Annotated in this window: 16 protein-coding genes and 1 tRNA gene; 3 read left to right on the top strand and 14 right to left on the bottom strand. The window is 66.1% G+C overall.

Annotated elements, in window-relative coordinates; genetic code table 11:
• Positions 1-8: 8 nt before the first annotated feature.
• Both FHS00_RS14485 and FHS00_RS14480 read right to left on the bottom strand, forming a co-directional pair.
• Positions 9-671, bottom strand: coding sequence for a hypothetical protein (locus tag FHS00_RS14485; RefSeq protein WP_183474801.1), 663 nt, complete (start codon positions 669-671; stop codon positions 9-11).
• Between the two features lie 669 nt (positions 672-1340).
• Positions 1341-1748, bottom strand: a complete 408-nt coding sequence (locus FHS00_RS14480) for a c-type cytochrome (protein WP_183474800.1) — start codon at positions 1746-1748, stop codon at positions 1341-1343.
• Positions 1749-1924: 176 nt separating this feature from the next.
• Here FHS00_RS14480 and FHS00_RS14475 point away from each other — a divergent pair, with 176 nt between their 5' ends.
• Positions 1925-2767: a universal stress protein gene (locus FHS00_RS14475; RefSeq protein ID WP_183474799.1), complete on the top strand. Its 843-nt coding sequence runs from the start codon at positions 1925-1927 to the stop codon at positions 2765-2767.
• On the opposite strand, the gene FHS00_RS14470 is transcribed toward FHS00_RS14475, so the two are convergent.
• The 9 genes from FHS00_RS14470 to FHS00_RS14430 form a co-directional block, all read right to left on the bottom strand.
• On the bottom strand, positions 2764-3069 hold the full coding sequence (locus FHS00_RS14470; protein ID WP_183474798.1) for a hypothetical protein: 306 nt from the start codon (positions 3067-3069) through the stop codon (positions 2764-2766). The two genes, FHS00_RS14475 and FHS00_RS14470, sit on opposite strands and share 4 nt — an antisense overlap.
• Positions 3070-3286: 217 nt before the next feature.
• Positions 3287-4402, bottom strand: a complete 1116-nt coding sequence (locus FHS00_RS14465; protein WP_246391356.1) for a Gfo/Idh/MocA family protein — start codon at positions 4400-4402, stop codon at positions 3287-3289.
• Complete coding sequence (locus tag FHS00_RS14460; protein WP_183474797.1) at positions 4399-5457, bottom strand: sugar phosphate isomerase/epimerase family protein; 1059 nt, start codon at positions 5455-5457, stop codon at positions 4399-4401. Before FHS00_RS14460 ends, FHS00_RS14465 begins: the two co-directional genes overlap by 4 nt.
• Before the next feature lie 11 nt (positions 5458-5468).
• Positions 5469-6599, bottom strand: coding sequence for a Gfo/Idh/MocA family protein (locus FHS00_RS14455; RefSeq protein WP_183474796.1), 1131 nt, complete (start codon positions 6597-6599; stop codon positions 5469-5471).
• 14 nt (positions 6600-6613) lie between these two features.
• Complete coding sequence (locus FHS00_RS14450; protein ID WP_183474795.1) at positions 6614-7360, bottom strand: sugar phosphate isomerase/epimerase family protein; 747 nt, start codon at positions 7358-7360, stop codon at positions 6614-6616.
• Between the two features lie 20 nt (positions 7361-7380).
• A complete protein-coding gene (locus FHS00_RS14445) occupies positions 7381-8481 on the bottom strand; it encodes an ABC transporter ATP-binding protein (protein ID WP_183474794.1) in 1101 nt (366 codons plus the stop codon).
• A gap of 14 nt (positions 8482-8495) precedes the next feature.
• Positions 8496-9431, bottom strand: coding sequence for a carbohydrate ABC transporter permease (locus tag FHS00_RS14440; RefSeq protein ID WP_322336124.1), 936 nt, complete (start codon positions 9429-9431; stop codon positions 8496-8498).
• Entirely contained in the window at positions 9424-10275 is an 852-nt protein-coding gene (locus FHS00_RS14435; RefSeq protein ID WP_183474853.1) for a carbohydrate ABC transporter permease, read from the bottom strand. Before FHS00_RS14435 ends, FHS00_RS14440 begins: the two co-directional genes overlap by 8 nt.
• Before the next feature lie 108 nt (positions 10276-10383).
• Positions 10384-11637: an ABC transporter substrate-binding protein gene (locus tag FHS00_RS14430; protein WP_221188855.1), complete on the bottom strand. Its 1254-nt coding sequence runs from the start codon at positions 11635-11637 to the stop codon at positions 10384-10386.
• A gap of 218 nt (positions 11638-11855) precedes the next feature.
• Between FHS00_RS14430 and FHS00_RS14425 the strand changes: the two genes are divergently transcribed.
• A complete protein-coding gene (locus FHS00_RS14425) occupies positions 11856-12875 on the top strand; it encodes a LacI family DNA-binding transcriptional regulator (protein ID WP_183474793.1) in 1020 nt (339 codons plus the stop codon).
• A gap of 107 nt (positions 12876-12982) precedes the next feature.
• Here the strand turns inward: FHS00_RS14425 and FHS00_RS14420 are convergent, their stop codons facing one another.
• Positions 12983-13243 (bottom strand): 3-ketoacyl-ACP reductase, encoded by a 261-nt coding sequence (locus FHS00_RS14420; RefSeq protein WP_183474792.1) that lies wholly within the window; start codon positions 13241-13243, stop codon positions 12983-12985.
• 951 nt (positions 13244-14194) lie between these two features.
• Here FHS00_RS14420 and FHS00_RS14415 point away from each other — a divergent pair.
• Positions 14195-14572 (top strand): hypothetical protein, encoded by a 378-nt coding sequence (locus FHS00_RS14415; protein WP_183474791.1) that lies wholly within the window; start codon positions 14195-14197, stop codon positions 14570-14572.
• Between the two features lie 42 nt (positions 14573-14614).
• Here FHS00_RS14415 and FHS00_RS14410 read toward each other — a convergent pair whose 3' ends face one another.
• Together FHS00_RS14410 and FHS00_RS14405 are read right to left on the bottom strand one after the other, a co-directional pair.
• Positions 14615-14947: a hypothetical protein gene (locus FHS00_RS14410; protein WP_183474790.1), complete on the bottom strand. Its 333-nt coding sequence runs from the start codon at positions 14945-14947 to the stop codon at positions 14615-14617.
• Between the two features lie 367 nt (positions 14948-15314).
• Positions 15315-15431 (bottom strand) — tRNA-Phe (locus FHS00_RS14405).
• Positions 15432-15503: the final 72 nt, after the last annotated feature.

Genomic DNA, 15503 nt, shown 5'->3' with positions numbered 1-15503 from the left:
GGACTTTCTCATTCAACCTTCGCCCGGGACCTGAAATATTGTGGATCCCTGGTGCGGCAGATCAGGAAAAGCGCCAAGGCGTAGCTCAGGGCCAGTGAAAGAGCGACCAGCTCTCCGCCATCCTCGACCAGACCGAACAGGGCATAGGTCTTGGGAACGACCTTTCCGACGATCCCGCTCAACGCGTCAACGATCACCGCGAAGGCAGCGAGGATGGCTGCGGTCGAGAGAGCGCCCCTTGCCCCGTGCTTTGCCAATATGTTGCGTCGCGGCCAAGAGGCGTAGAGGGCCAAGGCGAACACCCCTCCGATGACGATGAATGAAAGGAGATCGCCGGCAACCGGGCCTCCGATGAACGCGAATGCGTTCTCATGTATGCTAAAACCGTTATCCAGTGCGATGAACAGAAACAGCATCGAGAACACGGCAAACACCAGATGCCGCGATACGGTATAGACCATCAGGTAGAGCACGGCTGTAACGACGCTCTTGGAATACTCCCAATACTCGCTCAGGCTCTGGTCCCTCGTCAGAGAAAGAAAATCCCTCACTTCAGTGCTTATCGGGAAATCGAGGTAGAAGAGCCTCTTCTCGTTGGCAACGACGACGACATGCAGGAGCACGAATAACAGGTCGAGAGCAATCAGCACGCCGAACGTATATACGAGCACCTTCCCCCATATGGAACGAAAATCTCTTGCGCGTACTGAAGAGAAATCGAAGGGCAGACGAGATACCGACAACATGTTAAGAAACATAAATTACCTATAAACCAACATCACCTAGCAATACGATTCTACGTCGGTGCCGCAGGTCGACACCGAATTATTCGGGCCATTTGAGACCCAAATTGGGATAAACAGCGGGACTTTACCCCGGGATGGATTACCAGCGACACCCGCACGGCTTCAGGCTATTGACCTATAGCGCGCCTGCCAGCCGGGCCGGCGAGCAAGTGCCGAATTCAAATAAGGTACCACTGGCGATTTCGGTCAAGCCCGATCCCTTTTCTCTGGACCTCGACCATATCAACCCCTAATTGCACATTAAGATTGAGACACCACCCCAAGAAACACCCCTGGCGGAGTTAACTTTCCAGAAACACTCGGCAAATTGTTTGCTGGTCATTTCGCGCGGCCCTTTGCCCTTCCGCCCGAGACGGGATTCCCAGCTGGCCTCGGCAAACGGGATGATTTCAGGAATGGCCCTCGTGGGACCCGGATCTGCCCCCGTCGCCGCCATGTTAGGCAGTGATCGGACCGACGTGGTCTCCCACAGCGAGCAGCCGCGCCCAATTCCAGACGTCGTCCACCGGGCTGCTCGGCCCGTTGCGGTCCGGATCACCCCTCTTGCAGGGACTTAAGATACTCGGAGAGCGCGACGAGCGGCTGCGGCGTGGGGGTGAGGATCCCGTCGCCGGTGTCGACATGAAAAGTCGGGCCGGTGAAGGTCTGCGAGAACTCGGGCATCACCTGCCCCGGATCGTCCTGCCGGAAATAGCCGTCGATGTAGGACATGACATGCACCGTTGGAAACGCCTCGCCCTCCGCACGCAACCGCGTCAGGTCGGCGGGCGGGCGCGGCAGCCCGGCAGCGAGTGGCCCGTCGCCCCGCCCAGCCGAGCCATGGCACGAGGCGCAGTTCTCCATGAAGAGCGCGCGCCCCGTGGGCAATTCCGGCTCCGGCGCGGCACAGGCCGCCAGCAGTGCCGCCCCCATGGCCCCAGTCGTGATGATGATCCGTTTCATGTCCTGCTCCTTCATGGCCCCGGACCCGTCTCGGCCCTTGTTCCCAGCACTCGCCGGTGCCGGGCCGGGCCGCCTTGATCTAGATCAAGCCACGGCATCGATCGGGTTGATCGGGATCAAGGCGCGCGGGCCGGTGGCGCGGCAGGCTCGTGCCATCGCAGACACAGGAGAGACCGATGTCCCGGGGAACCGTTGCCGTCCTAACCACCGACGCCGTGCTGGATCGCGGCGCGATCGCCACCGCGCTCGCACTCACCGAGACCGGCGAGGCGCATCTCGACATCCATTGCCTCGGGATCGAGAGCACGCCGCCGGATGCCTATCTGGCGGGACCGGCGCTGATGCTGACCATGCCCGACCGCGATGCCGCGCAGGCGCGCGCTCTGGAGTTGGAGGCCGAACTGCGGCCGCTGATCCCCGCGCATCGCGGCAATGTACAGCTGCATCGCCACCACATCCGCGAAGGTCTCATCGGGCACGACGTCGGCCGCATCGCCCGTCTCGCGGACCGGATCGTCTCCGCCGCGCCCTATGGCCCCGAACCCCGCCCCCTTCAGGTCGCGACGCTGGAGGCGGCGCTGTTCGCGGGCGGGTTGCCGGTCATTGTCGTTCCCGATGGCGGCGCGGAGATCGCGCCCAGCCCCTCTCGGCTCATGGTCGCCTGGGACGACAGCCGTGAAGCGATGGTCGCGGTGCGGGCCGCGCTCCCCATGCTGCGCCGCGCGGGCTGCGTCGACGTGGTGATCGTCGATCCGGAGGTGCAGGCCGGCGACCGCTCGGACCCCGGAGGCGACATCGCGCTGTTCCTTGCCCGCAACGGCGCGCGGGTCGAGGTTTCGGTGCTGGCGCGCAGCCGGTTCCGCGTCTCGGAAGTGTTGCGGCGTCACGCCCTCGATACCGGCGCCGAAGCGGTGGTGATGGGGGCCTACGGGCATTCCAGGCTGCGCGAACGACTCTTCGGCGGCACCACGCGCGAAATGCTGACGGATGCGCGCGTGCCTCTCATCCTTGCTCGCTAGGGGCGCGGCAGCACCGCGATTTCCGGCGCGTCGCTCACATGGCGGCGCGTCGTCAGGCGGAGCATGGCGCGGTGGTGCTTGTCGCGCACGACCTCCAGAAGCTCGACCGAATGGTCGCGGCTGTCCTGCAGCCGCCGAATGCGCGAGCCTGGCGCGCCGATCGGGCGCAGGTGATGTTGGCGCAGTTCCGGCACGAGAACGGCCGCATCCGCAAGTGCGTCCTCAAGCACGGCCTCGGCCTCTAGATAGGCGCGGTAAGCGCGGATCAGGGCGCGGCGGGCGGCGATGGCATCGGGGTTCATCTTCGCATCCTTTCAGGACAAGACGACTCTCCTGCCCCGATTGACGCAAAGCATGGCGGTCCTGTCAACGATTGCCGGGCCAAAACAGGGCCCGTTGGAGCAGCGCCCTGCCCCCAACCGAAACCGGTCGAAAGGTCGCCCTTACGCGATACCGCGCGACCCGGTCGCCGTTCACCTCCCGCATCGGCCGGTGGCGATTGATCCACCGGCACTTGGATCACCTGTCATGACCCTGACACGTCGTCCAAGCCCCATCCGCCTGCGAAGAAGCCACGCAGGCGTCGATGAAGCGCATGCCGTCGAGCCCGTCCGACAGGCCGGGCAGACTGTCCGGCATGGCGCCGGAAAGGATCGCATCGGCGGCGTCGGAATAGAGGCTGGCGAAGGCTTCAAGATAGCCCTCCGGGTGTCCTGCCGGCACCCGCGCCGCGCCTTCGAAGCCCGGACCGCCCCGTGTCAGCATCTGTGATGGCTCTCCCAAGCGGGTCAGCCGCAACCGGTTCGGGTCGGCATGCGACCACTCGAGCCCAGCCTCGGAGCCCAGCACGCGCAGGCGGAGGTCGTTGTCGTGCCCCGGCGCGACCTGGCTCGCCCAGAGCATGCCGCGCGCCCCGCCCGCAAAGCGCAGCAGCGCCTGCGTGTCGTCATCGACCCGCCGGCCCGGCACGAAGGCGGTGAGCTGCGCCGCGACGCTCTCTATCGCGAGCCCCGAGACGTAGCGCGCCAGATGCGCGGCATGGCTGCCGATATCACCCACCGCGCCGCCCGCGCCCGAGCGCGCGGGATCGGTGCGCCACTCGGCCTGTTTGTTGCTCTCGTCACGCGCGAGCCAGTCCTGCGCGTATTCGACCTGCACCACGCGGATCTCGCCCAAGGCGCCTTTGGCCACCAGCCGTCGCGCCTCGCGAACCATCGGGTAGCCCGCATAGGTGTGGGTCAGGATGAACAAGGCCTCGGAAGCCTCGGCCACCCGCGCAAGCTCCTCCGCCTCGGCCAGCGTGGCGGTCAGCGGCTTGTCACAGATCACGTGGATGCCTGCTTCGAGAAAGGCGCGCGCGGCGGGCAGGTGCATATGGTTGGGGGTGACGATGGCGACGGCCTCGATGCCGTCGTCGCGCGCGGCCTCGGCGCGGGCCATCTCCTTGAAATCGGAATAGCTACGCGCCAGCCCCAGCTCTTGCGCCGAAGCCTCGGCGCGGGCGGGGTCCGAGGACAGTGCCCCCGCCACCAGATCGAAGCGCCCGTCGAGCCGCGCGGCGATGCGGTGCACGCCCCCGATGAAGGCCCCCTGCCCGCCACCGACCATGCCGAGCCGGATGCGCCGGCCGTTCATGCGCCGAGCCCCAGCATGGCGCGGATCTGCGCCCGGTCGATCCCGCCGCCCGCGAAATCGTCAAAGGCGTGCGGCGTCGGCTCGATGATATGCGCCGCGATGAAGGGTGCGCCCTCGGCGGCACCTTGCGCGGGCGACTTCAGCGCGCATTCCCATTCCAGCACCGCCCAGCCATCATAGCCATGCTGCGCCAGCTTGGAAAACACGGCGACGAAATCGACCTGCCCGTCGCCCAGCGAGCGGAACCGCCCGGCCCTATCGGCCCAGCCGGCAAAGCCCGAATAGACGCCTTGCCGTGCGCTTGGATTGAACTCCGCATCCTTGACGTGAAAGGCACGGATGCGCTCGTGGTAGAGGTCGATGAAGCCGAGATAGTCGAGCTGCTGCAGCACGAAATGCGACGGGTCATAGGCGATGTTCGCACGGCTGTGCCCGTCCACGGCTTCGAGAAACCGCTCGAAGCTGGTGCCATCCATCAGGTCCTCGCCCGGATGCAGCTCGTAGGCGTAATCGACGCCCACCTCCTCATGCGCATCGAGGACCGGCCGCCAGCGCCGCGCCAGCTCGGCGAAGGCCTCTTCGACCAGACCCTTGGGGCGCTGCGGCCAGGGGTAGAGATAGGGCCAGGCCAGCGCGCCGGAAAAACCGAGCTGCACGTCGAGGCCGAGATTGCGCGAGGCGCGCGCGGCCTTGATCACCTCGCCTGCCGCCCATTCGGCCTGCGCCTCCGGCCGGCCGCGCAGCGCCTCGGGGGCAAAGCCGTCGAATTGCGGCGCATAGGCGGGGTGGACCGCGACCAGCTGGCCTTGGATATGGGTCGACAGCTCGGTGATCTCCACGCCCGCCTCGGCGCAGACGCCCTTCAGCTCGTCGCAATAGTCCTTGGACCCTGCGGCGAGGTCGATGTCGATGAAGCGCGGGTCGACGGGGATCTGGATCCCCTTGTAGCCCAAGCCCGCCGCCCATCCGGCGATGCCGGCCAGATCGTTGAAGGGGGCGGCATCGCCCGCGAACTGGGCCAGGAAGATCCCCGGCCCCTTGATCATGGAAGCCATGTTGCCGCTCCTTATGCCAGCAGGGTCTGTGCGGCCGCGATGTCGAGCGGCGCAGGCCGCTCGCAATCCGTCTCGATCTCGACGTAGCGGCTCTCCTCGCCGGCGCGCAGGATCGCGGTCATCACCTCGACCACGTGCAGCGCATAGGCGTCGTTGCAACGATGCGGCCGCCCTTCGACGATGGCCTGCGCCATGTCGGCGAGCCCGGCGCTGCGGTAGTCGGCGACCATGCCCTCGGGGATCTCGCGGTTCGGCGGCCCGAGCGGGTGGTCCCAGGCGGGCAGCTCGGCGGCCTCGTCGCGCTTGGTGATCCGCACCTCGCCGTCGAAGAAGTTCGGATCGGGGATGTGGATCGTCCCCTCGGCGCCGTAGAGCGCCATTGGTGCGATGTCCGACTGCCAGACATCCCAGCTCGCCATCAACGTCACCACCGCGCCGGAGCGGAACTCCAGCAGTGCGTGGATCGTAGTCGGTGTCTCCACGGGGACGGTTTCACCGAGCCGCGCGCCGTTGCCGATGGTGCGGGTCTTCGAGGGGGTCGAAGTGAGCGCCGAGACGCGGGCGACCGGACCGATCAGCTGCACGAGGTTGGCGATGTAGTAGGGCCCAAGATCGAGGATTGGGCCGCCGCCCTTCAGGAAGAAGAAGTCGGGGTTCGGGTGCCAGCTCTCCATGCCGGGGCTCATCACTGCGCAGGTGCCCGATGTGATCCGCCCCACCGCGCCATCGTCGATCAGCTTGCGCGCCAGCTGGTGCGACGAACCCAGCACGGTGTCGGGTGCCGAACCCACGCGCAGCCCCTTTTCGGCGGCGAGCTTCGCCAGCGCCTGCCCCTCCTCCACAGTGAGGACGTAGGGCTTCTCTGAATAGACGTGCTTGCCGGCCTCGAGCGCGCGCGACGAGATCTCGAAATGCGCGGCCGGGATGGTGAGGTTGAGGACGAGGTCGACCTCCGGGTGCGCGAGCAGCGCGTCGACGCTCATCGCCTCGACGCCGAACTCCTCGCCGCGTGCCTGCGCGGTCGCGGGGTTGATGTCGGCCACGGCGCGGAAGCTGACGGCACCGAAATTCTTGGCGCGCGCGAGATAGGAGGTGGAGATGTTGCCGCAGCCGATCAGGCCGATGCGAAGCGGGTTGGTCATGGGTCCGGTCTTTCTCAGAGCTTGGCGAAGCTGTCGCGCGCGGTGCGGGCGAAGCGATCGAAATCATTGGGGTTGTCGTGCTCGGCCACGAGGATCTCGCAGCGCGACTGCGCCTTCAGCGCGGCGAAGATCGCCGGCCAGTCGAGCGTGCCGGTGCCGGCATCGGCCCAGCCATCCTCGTCCGCCTTTTCGCCCGCGGGCGCGATGTCCTTGAAGTGTGCTGCGGTGATGCGCTGCCCGTGCCGGGCGATCCAATCGAGCGGGTCACCGCCGCCGCGCACGATCCACGCGATGTCGGGTTCCCAGTCAATCTTCGGCGCCTCGGTCAGCAGGATCTCCATCGGCACCGAGCCGTCAGCCAGCGGCGTGATCTCGAAGTCGTGGTTGTGCCAGCCGAAGGAGAGGCCGCGCGCAGCCAACGCCTCGTGGCACTTGGCCAGCCGGGCCGCGAGATCGCGCCAGCCCTGCGCTTCGGCGGGGCGCTCCTCGGGCGTCAGGTAGGGCGCGAAGATCCGGGTCGCCCCGAACACGCCCGCAAGTTCGGCCACGCCGTCGGGATCGCTTTCGCACATCTCGATCGGCACGTGGATCGAGGGCATCTTCATCCCGGCGGCATCAAGCGCAGCGCGGGTGGCGCGGGCCTCCTCGAAATTTGCGAAATACCCCTCGGCGGCGTCGTAGCCGAGCGCGCCGAGCTTCGCGATGACGTCCGTGTAGGGGGTGTAGTTGCGGGCGGAGTAGAGCTGGAGCGAAAGCAGCATGTGAATGGTCCTTACGGGGTTCAGAGACGCAGCTCGGTGGCGGCGTCGAAGAGGGAGGCACGGGCCGGGTCGAGCCCGATGGTGATGCGATCGCCGCCCCGGATCGGGGTCTGACCATCGATGCGGATGCGGAAGTCGTCCTCGCCGATGCGGGTCCAGAGCAGCGTGTCGGCTCCCATCGGCTCGACGATCTCGACCGTGACTTCCGTGCGCACCGGGGCGGTGGCCGCGGCCTCGCCCACCAGCACATGCTCGGGGCGGATGCCGAAGACGGCCGCGCCGTCCCTGGGCGGCGCGGCGAAGTCGTAACCCACCATCGGCACCGTCACCGCCCCCCGGAACTCGGAACCGCGCAGGTCGCCGCGCAGCAGGTTCATCGGCGGCGCGCCGATGAAATCGGCGACGTAGAGGTTGGCGGGGCGGTTGTAGATCTCGAGTGGTGCTGCGAGCTGCTGGATCACGCCGCCCTTCATGATGGCGATCCGGTCGGCCAGCGTCATCGCCTCGACCTGATCGTGGGTGACGTAGATCATCGTGCTGTCGAGGCTGTTGTGCAGCCGCTTCAGCTCCACCCGAAGCTCGGCGCGCAGCTTGGCATCGAGGTTCGAGAGAGGCTCGTCGAACAGGAACACGTCGACATCGCGGACCAGCGCCCGGCCGATGGCGACCCGCTGCCGCTGCCCGCCCGAAAGGGCTGCGGGCTTGCGCTTCAGGAGCGGGCCGAGATGCAGGATTTCGGCGGCGCGGGCGACGCGCTTGGCGATCTCGTCCTTGGGCAGCCGCGCGTTCTTCAGCCCGAAGCTGAGATTCCCCTCCACCGTCATCTGCGGGTAGAGCGCGTAGGACTGGAACACCATGCCGATGCCGCGCTCCGACGGCTCGGCCCAGGTGACGTTCTTGCCTTCGATGAAGATCTGGCCGCCGGTCGGCTCCAGAAGCCCCGCGATGCAGTTCAGGAGCGTGGACTTGCCGCAGCCCGAGGCGCCGAGCAGCACTAGGAACTCGCCCTTGTGGATGTCGAGGTTGAGGTCACGCAGCACCGAGACAGAGCCGAAGTCGAGCTGCAGGTCGCGGATCGAGACCGATTGGCCGTCGAGAGCGGGATGGGACTGGTCGAGCATGGCGTATCCTTTCCTCAGCCCTTGACCGCGCCCGCGGCGATGCCGCGCACGAAGAGCTTGCCGGAGATGAGATAGATGGAGAGCGGAACCAGGCCGGTAATCAGCGTCGCGGCCATGTTGACGTTGTATTCCTTCACCCCTTGGGTCGAGTTGACGATGTTGTTGAGCTGGACCGTCATCGGGTAGGTGTCGGGCTTGGTGTAGATCACGCCGAACAGGAAGTCGTTCCAGATGCCGGTGATTTGCAGGATCATCGCAACCGCGAAGATCGGCAGCGACATCGGCACCAGTACCCGCAGGAAGATCCCCCAGAAGCCCGCCCCGTCGACCCGCGCCGCCTTGAACAGCTCCTCGGGGAGCGAGGCGAAGTAGTTGCGGAACAGCAGCGTGATGATCGGCATGCCGAACACGGTGTGCACCAGCACCAGCCCCCAGACCGAGCCCATCAGCCCGATCTCGCGCAGGATCACCACGATCGGGTAGATCATCACCTGGTAGGGAATGAAGGCGCCGAAGATCAGGATGGTGAAGAACACTTCCGATCCCTTGAACTTCCAGTTGACCAGCGCGTAGCCGTTGACCGAAGCCACCGCGATCGACAGCACCGTCGATGGCACGACGATGGCGACCGAGTTCCAGAAGCCGCGCGACAGCCCGTCGCAGTTGAGCCCGGTGCAGGCTTCGGCCCATGCCTTGACCCATGGCTGGAAGGTGACCTCCACCGGTGGCGCGAAGATGTTGCCCATGCGGATCTCGGGCATGCCCTTGAGCGAGGTCATTACCATGACCCACAGCGGCAGCAGCCAGTAGAGCGAGACGAGGCCGAGCGCGCCGTAGATCATCACCCTCTTGGCGGTGATGCGGGATTTGGGTCGGGCACCGACCGGGCCTGCGAGTGTGCGGGCGGGCCTGCCGGCCGCTTGGTCGGGGGTGAAGGCTACATCAGCCACGGCGCTTTCCTCCGAATTCGAGAACCGCCCAGGGGATGACGATCACCAGCACGGCGAGCAGCATCATGGTCGAAGCGGCGAAGCCCTGACCGAGGTTCTGGTTGGCGAACATGTAGTCGTAGACGTATTTCGCGGGCACTTCGGAAGCGTTGCCGGGACCGCCGCCGGTGAGCGCCACCACGAGGTCGTAGAGCTTCACGATGCCCGCGCCGATCAGCACCACCGAGGTCACGAAGACCGGGCGCAGGATCGGCACGACGACCAGGAGATAGGTCTTCCAGGCCGGGATGCCGTCGACGCGCGAGGCCTTCCAGATGTCCTCGTCGACGCCGCGCAGACCGGCGAGCATGATAACCGTGACGAGGCCCGTGCCCTGCCACAGCCCCGCCATCAACAGCGCCACCATGACGAGGCCGGGGCTGTTGAGGGGATCGAAGGCGAAGCTTTCCCAACCGGCGGCGCGGACCATGCCCTGGATCCCGAGATCGGGGTTCAGGATCCACTGCCACACGAGCCCGGTGACGATGAAGGACAGCGCGTAGGGATAGAGGATGATCGAGCGGAACACGTTCTCGCCGCGGATCTTCTGGTCGAGCAGCGCCGCGAAGACGAAGCCCAGCGTCAGCGACAGCAGCAGTGTCAGGATGCCGTAGATCGCGAGGTTCTCGACCGAGGCGATCCATCGCGACGACGACCAGAGCCGGTCGTATTGCGCGAAACCGTCGAAATTCGCGCGTGGCAGGAGTTTCGAGTCGGTGAAGCTGTAGACCACGGTCCAGAGCGAGCAGCCGATGAAGACGACGGTGGCGGTGACCACCATCGGCACGGCGGCGAGCTTGGCCATGGGATTGCGCAGCAGGCTACTGGGGCGTCGGGTGGACACGCGCGCATCTCCTCTGTCAGGGGAAGGTTGGGGCCGCCGCCGTGGGAAGCAGACGGCCCCCGGGGAGGATCACTTGTCGCTGAGGATGACCTCGGCGAAGCGCTCCTGCGCCTCTTCCGCCGACATGTCGGAGGCGAAGAACTCGGCCAGCAGGTCGCCGACCTGCCCCGCCACGTCGGGCGAGATCAGCATGTCGACGCTGTCGATCACCTTGCCCGCCTTCAGCGCCTCGAGGCCCTTTTGCATGCAGGCCCCCGCCTCGGCCAGATCGACGTCGCCGCGCACCGGCAGCGAGCCCTTCTTGGTGTTGAAGGCGATCTGCGCCTCGGGCGAGATCAGCAGCCGCGCGAGGTCCTTCTGGCCCTCGGTGATCGCCTCGTCATCATTGGCGGGGAAGTAGAACGCGTCGCCACCGGTGGAGATCAGCGGCTCACCGCCCAGACCCATGAGACAGTCGTAATCCTGCCCCGCGACCTGCCCCGCGACCTGGAATTCGCCCTGCGCCCAATCGCCCATCACGTTGGCCGCGGCCTCGCCGTTGATCACGGCGGCAGTGGCGAGGTTCCAGTCCTGCACGTTGGTGCCCTCGAGCATCTCGCGCGCTGCGACCGCCTCCTCGAACACCATCGCCATCTCCTCGCCGCGCAGTACGGCTTCGTCGCCATCGCGGTAGACGCCGTAATACACCTCTTCGCCGCCCAGTCCCGAGACCAGCGTCTGGAACAGGGTGGCGAATTGCCATGCCTGCAGCCCTTCGATCAGCGGCTGCACGCCCGCCTCGCGCAGTGCCGGAGCGGCGGCCTTCAGCTCTTCCCAGTTCTGCGCCGGCTCGACGCCGGCCTTTTCGAAGGCCTTGATCGAGGTCCACATCCACTGCGGCGAATGGATGTTGAGCGGCACGCAGTAGACGCGGCCCTCGAAGGTGCAGGCGTCGAGCAGCGACTTGGGCTGAACCAGCTCGGCCCAGTTGCCCTCTTCGGCCAGCTCGGTCAGGTCGAGCATCATGCCCGCCTCGACCAGCTCCTGCGCCTGCTGGCCATGGTTGAGCTGGGTCGCGGCCATCGGGTCGCCGCCCAAGATGCGCGAGATGATGATCGGGCGCGCGGTGCCGCCGGACCCCGCGATCGCGCCGTCGACCCAAGTGTGATCGGTCCCCGCCTCGAAGGCGCTCGCCAGCTCGCGTACCGCCGCGGCTTCACCGCCGGAGGTCCACCAATGGGTGATCTCCAGCTCGGCGGCCATCGCCGTTGCGGGCAGCACAGCCATGGCGCTGGCGGCGAGCAGGCGGCGCAAGGGCACCTTGCGGGTATCGGCGTGGATCATGGTCATTCCTCCCTGGGGAGCCCCTCGGCTCAGATTGTTGCGACGGCGCCTTATCCCCCCATGGAAATGGCACCAGTAAACGATTGCGGAAGCATGATCTGGCACTGCAATCGTTTACATAGCTTCGCGTCAGGCTTCCCATCTGTCAACGGAAATGTAATGGTTTACATCGTTGACGTGGACCATTTTGGTCTGTGCCGGAGGGGGGAGCCGGAGAATTGTCGCTCAGTATCAAGGATATCGCCCGCCTCAGCGGCGTATCGACCGCCACCGTCAGCCGCACCCTGTCGCATCCCGAACGAGTGTCGGAGACCACACGCGAGGCGGTGATGGCGGTGGTCGACCAGCACGGCTACCGGGTGAACTCCATGGCCCGCAACCTGCGGCGCCAACGCGCCGATTCGGTGCTCGCCATCGTGCCGGATCTGGGCAACCCGTTCTTCTCGGCGATCTTCGCCGGGCTGCAGGAGACGTTTTCGGCGCAGGGCACCGACCTGCTCGTCACCGACAGCCGCTCTGCCCTGCGTGGCGGCCAGTCGCTGCTGTCGCATCTGCGCGAGGCGCGGGTCGACGGGCTGGTGTGCCTCGACGGCGGGCTGCCACAAGCGGCGCGGGCCGAACTCAAGGCGCCCGACATCGCATCCCGCGTCGTCTTTGCTTGCGAATGGCTGGTCGAGGGGGGCTTCCCCTCGGTGCGCAGCGACAACCGCGCCGGGATGCGGCTCGCGGTCGATCATCTCGTGGAGCTCGGCCACCGCGACATCGCCTACCTCGCCGGGCCCGAGGGCAACGTGCTCGACACCGAACGCCGCGCCGGTGTTGTCGACGCAATGGCGGCGCATGGGCTGGCCCTTCCGGCGGTCCAGTTCGGACGCAATGATTTCTCCCTCGAGGCTGGGCGGGCTGCAGCCGAGGACTTCATTTCGCTCCCGGCACGGCCCACAGCCGTGATCTGCGCCTCGGACCAACTCGCCGTCGGCTTTGCCTCGGGGCTGCACGCGCGCGGGCTGCGGGTGCCCGATGACGTGTCGCTGGTCGGTTTCGATGACATCCAGACCGCAGAATTCGTGATCCCGCCGCTCACCACGATACGGCAGGATCGGATGCGGCTCGGCGCACAGGCGGCAGGGCTGCTGCTGCGGCAGATCGCGGGCGCGGCCTGCCCGGCCGACAAGGTGATCACCCTGCCCGTCTCGCTTCAGATCCGCGGCTCGACCTGCCCGCCGGGCCGGGACTGAGCTGCAAATGGGGCTTCGGGACATCGACAGCATCACGAACCTCGCTGCTCAAAGCACGAGGTGGCCGAGGACGAGAGACATGGCTCTATAATAGGCGCGCCTGCCCCTCACCTCGTCGTCAGGTTGACCGAAAGCCACCACTCCCGCAGCGACGCTTCGAGCGCCGTCACGTGGTGTCCGTGTGCCTCCAGATCAGCGATCTCCCGGTTCAGCCTGCGCTTGATCACGGCATAGCGGGCCAACAGCTCCTTTTGGGTCAGCGCGTTGCCATGTGTCCAGTCCGCACGGGCTTTCAACATTTGTTCAGCGGCATCGATCTTGTGACCGACTTCGTCCAGTCTTTCGGTAAGCGTGTGTTGCGTCTCCATGACGACCTCCGAGCTAACTACCCGACGGGATGTCGGACCCCCGAGCCGAAGGGGCGTCGCTCTTTCTGCGGAGAGGCAGCGATCCAGCATCGCCCGACGTCGTCACCGGCGCGATCCATCCATTACAGGGTCGCGTCCGGGCCTACATGTATACGCTTTCGCAGCTGACCTGTCCATCTGGCCGGGAGGGACGGCGGCAGCCCGAGGTGAGCTTGCAGGCAAGCTCAGCCCCTTGCCAAGCCGACGCCGCTCGGTGTCCAAACCCTGCCCAAGCACGGCTGAACGCCGTTAACCTGTACCCCCGAAGTCAGGCGCTATGGCGGTGGGAGTCGTTGCTTCCAGCTACTCGGTCGGCGGAACGATGGCGGCCGGCTCCGCTGGCCCCGCGATCCATTCGACGACGACCTCGCCGAGCGACCAGACCAAGATCAGAGCAACAATCGCTGCGATAGCCATGACCATATATACGCCCGGCGAGGCCGGCTTCTTCCCAGTGTCCATACCATTGCCCCCTCCATCGAAGGCATGGTGAGTGTATCACGGTGCGGATCGACTGCCGTGATTTAGATCAAGGGCAGAAGCGGAAAGGACTGCTTCCGGAGAGACGCCTGCCGAACCCTTGGGCGCGATATCCGCCCCAGCGGACTTCCCGCGACTGCGGCCTGGATCGGCCCCTATGCACGAGCACCGGGATGGCCCACCAACCCCTGGTAGCAAAATGCTTTCCGGCGCTTGACCTCCCTGCGTCTCGATCCAACTGCTCCACCCATTACCAAGCGTAAACATATCGCGATGGCTATGGGTGGGATCGCAACCGTTCGGCGCTGCCCCCTCCTCCCAGCAAAGTGGCTGCGCCTCCCATGACCGCCGCGACAAGCTGACCCGTTGTCGGTGCCATGCGTATCTCTTTGGCATCTGGCGCATCACGCCGGAATGAGATGGAGCACAACCATGCCAAACGGACTTCTTCTCGACCACTGCATCGAACCCAGCGGCCTCGTGGATGCCGGGATTTTCGCCACGGCGCTCGGCGTCGACCTCGCCGACCTCTTGCGCGTGGCGCCCACACAGAGGCACCTCAAGGACCTTCATGTGGTCATCTGCCTTGTTCGCCCGTGGACACGGACGGCGTCGGACAGCTGGATCTGGTATTGCACCAAGCGACTCGACCGCTTCGATGGCCGCACTCCGGCCGCCATGATCAGCGAAGATCGATGTGCCGAGTTGAAGGATTTTCTCGAGGCCGGTCAGGTGCTGACCGATCTCTGGCCGCCGTCCATCCCGCTCCACTACACGTCGGGAGAGGTCAGGACCGCCGCAAATGGCTAAGCCGGATCACCGCGGGGGCGGCCGCTTCCTTGCCTTGAGCTTTCAGGCGAGTTCCAAACCCACGCGGCTTTCACCGCGCAGACGCAGCACCGTGTCCCGAAGGCGCTGAAGGACACGCGACAGCTCCAGCATGTCGAAATCATTCCGGTCGAGCAGAGCCGCGAGATCGGCGTGTGCCAAGGCCGTCTGCGATCGCGCCAGCGAGCCCGCGACCTTCTGGCGGCAGGTGTCGATGGTGCGTGCGGCGGCATCGAGCGCATGGCGCACGCGCAGCGTGTCGGCCTGGCGGCGGAGCAGCGACAGCACGGCGTCCACGTCGGCGATGCTGCGCGAGATGGTGATGCTGTCGTAGTGGGAAGTGGTCGAATGGGTCATGTATCGTTCGCTTTCGGTCCGGAGGGGCCTGCTTGGGGCCGCGCTCCTGAGATCTGGTGAATGACCCGTCCTTCGCCGCGACATCGAGCCGGCGGTGCAGAAGACGGGCTGAAAAAGGGTTGCGCCTCCCGGCCGCCCCCTGAGGAGACCAGCGGCGTCACGCAGGGCTCAGGCCAGGCGCCTGAGGCCCGCGGGAACGGGGTGGCATCCGGCGCCGAGAGGGGCAGCGCGAGATGTCGCGGCGAGGGCGTCACGAGGCAACGGGCTTCGCGGGGCGCTCATCCTGCAATGGGATGCGTCGACCAAATCGGGAAGGGCAAAGCCCGACCCCGCAACGAAACCCAGTATCTTAAGAGACCGGAGATAATGGTGCCCGGGGGCGGAATCGAACCACCGACACGAGGATTTTCAATCCATGCGGCTCGGGTCGGCAGGTGTCGCGCGAGGGGCATGTCTGGAGAAGACTCAGACCCAAGGCTACGGCCCGTGATCCGCTCTCACGTCTCGGACCTTCGTGGCCCACCGCACAAGAACCCCTGCTCTGACGAGAAACGCC

It is taken from the genome of Limimaricola variabilis, from assembly GCF_014195545.1.
Classification (GTDB): domain Bacteria; phylum Pseudomonadota; class Alphaproteobacteria; order Rhodobacterales; family Rhodobacteraceae; genus Limimaricola; species Limimaricola variabilis.
Note: the sequence above shows the minus strand (reverse complement) of the source record. Positions and strands in the feature narration are given on the sequence as shown.

What these genes read in the sequence shown, in the direction of transcription:
- FHS00_RS14480 (WP_183474800.1), bottom strand. Translation starts at nt 1,748, where the DNA reads ATGAAACGGATCATCATCACGACTGGGGCCATGGGGGCGGCACTGCTG.
- FHS00_RS14475 (WP_183474799.1), top strand. Translation starts at nt 1,925, where the DNA reads ATGTCCCGGGGAACCGTTGCCGTCCTAACCACCGACGCCGTGCTGGAT.
- FHS00_RS14470 (WP_183474798.1), bottom strand. Translation starts at nt 3,069, where the DNA reads ATGAACCCCGATGCCATCGCCGCCCGCCGCGCCCTGATCCGCGCTTAC.
- FHS00_RS14465 (WP_246391356.1), bottom strand. Translation starts at nt 4,402, where the DNA reads ATGAACGGCCGGCGCATCCGGCTCGGCATGGTCGGTGGCGGGCAGGGG.
- FHS00_RS14460 (WP_183474797.1), bottom strand. Translation starts at nt 5,457, where the DNA reads ATGGCTTCCATGATCAAGGGGCCGGGGATCTTCCTGGCCCAGTTCGCG.
- FHS00_RS14455 (WP_183474796.1), bottom strand. Translation starts at nt 6,599, where the DNA reads ATGACCAACCCGCTTCGCATCGGCCTGATCGGCTGCGGCAACATCTCC.
- FHS00_RS14450 (WP_183474795.1), bottom strand. Translation starts at nt 7,360, where the DNA reads ATGCTGCTTTCGCTCCAGCTCTACTCCGCCCGCAACTACACCCCCTAC.
- FHS00_RS14445 (WP_183474794.1), bottom strand. Translation starts at nt 8,481, where the DNA reads ATGCTCGACCAGTCCCATCCCGCTCTCGACGGCCAATCGGTCTCGATC.
- FHS00_RS14435 (WP_183474853.1), bottom strand. Translation starts at nt 10,275, where the DNA reads ATGGCCAAGCTCGCCGCCGTGCCGATGGTGGTCACCGCCACCGTCGTC.
- FHS00_RS14430 (WP_221188855.1), bottom strand. Translation starts at nt 11,637, where the DNA reads ATGATCCACGCCGATACCCGCAAGGTGCCCTTGCGCCGCCTGCTCGCC.
- FHS00_RS14420 (WP_183474792.1), bottom strand. Translation starts at nt 13,243, where the DNA reads ATGGAGACGCAACACACGCTTACCGAAAGACTGGACGAAGTCGGTCAC.
- FHS00_RS14415 (WP_183474791.1), top strand. Translation starts at nt 14,195, where the DNA reads ATGCCAAACGGACTTCTTCTCGACCACTGCATCGAACCCAGCGGCCTC.
- FHS00_RS14410 (WP_183474790.1), bottom strand. Translation starts at nt 14,947, where the DNA reads ATGACCCATTCGACCACTTCCCACTACGACAGCATCACCATCTCGCGC.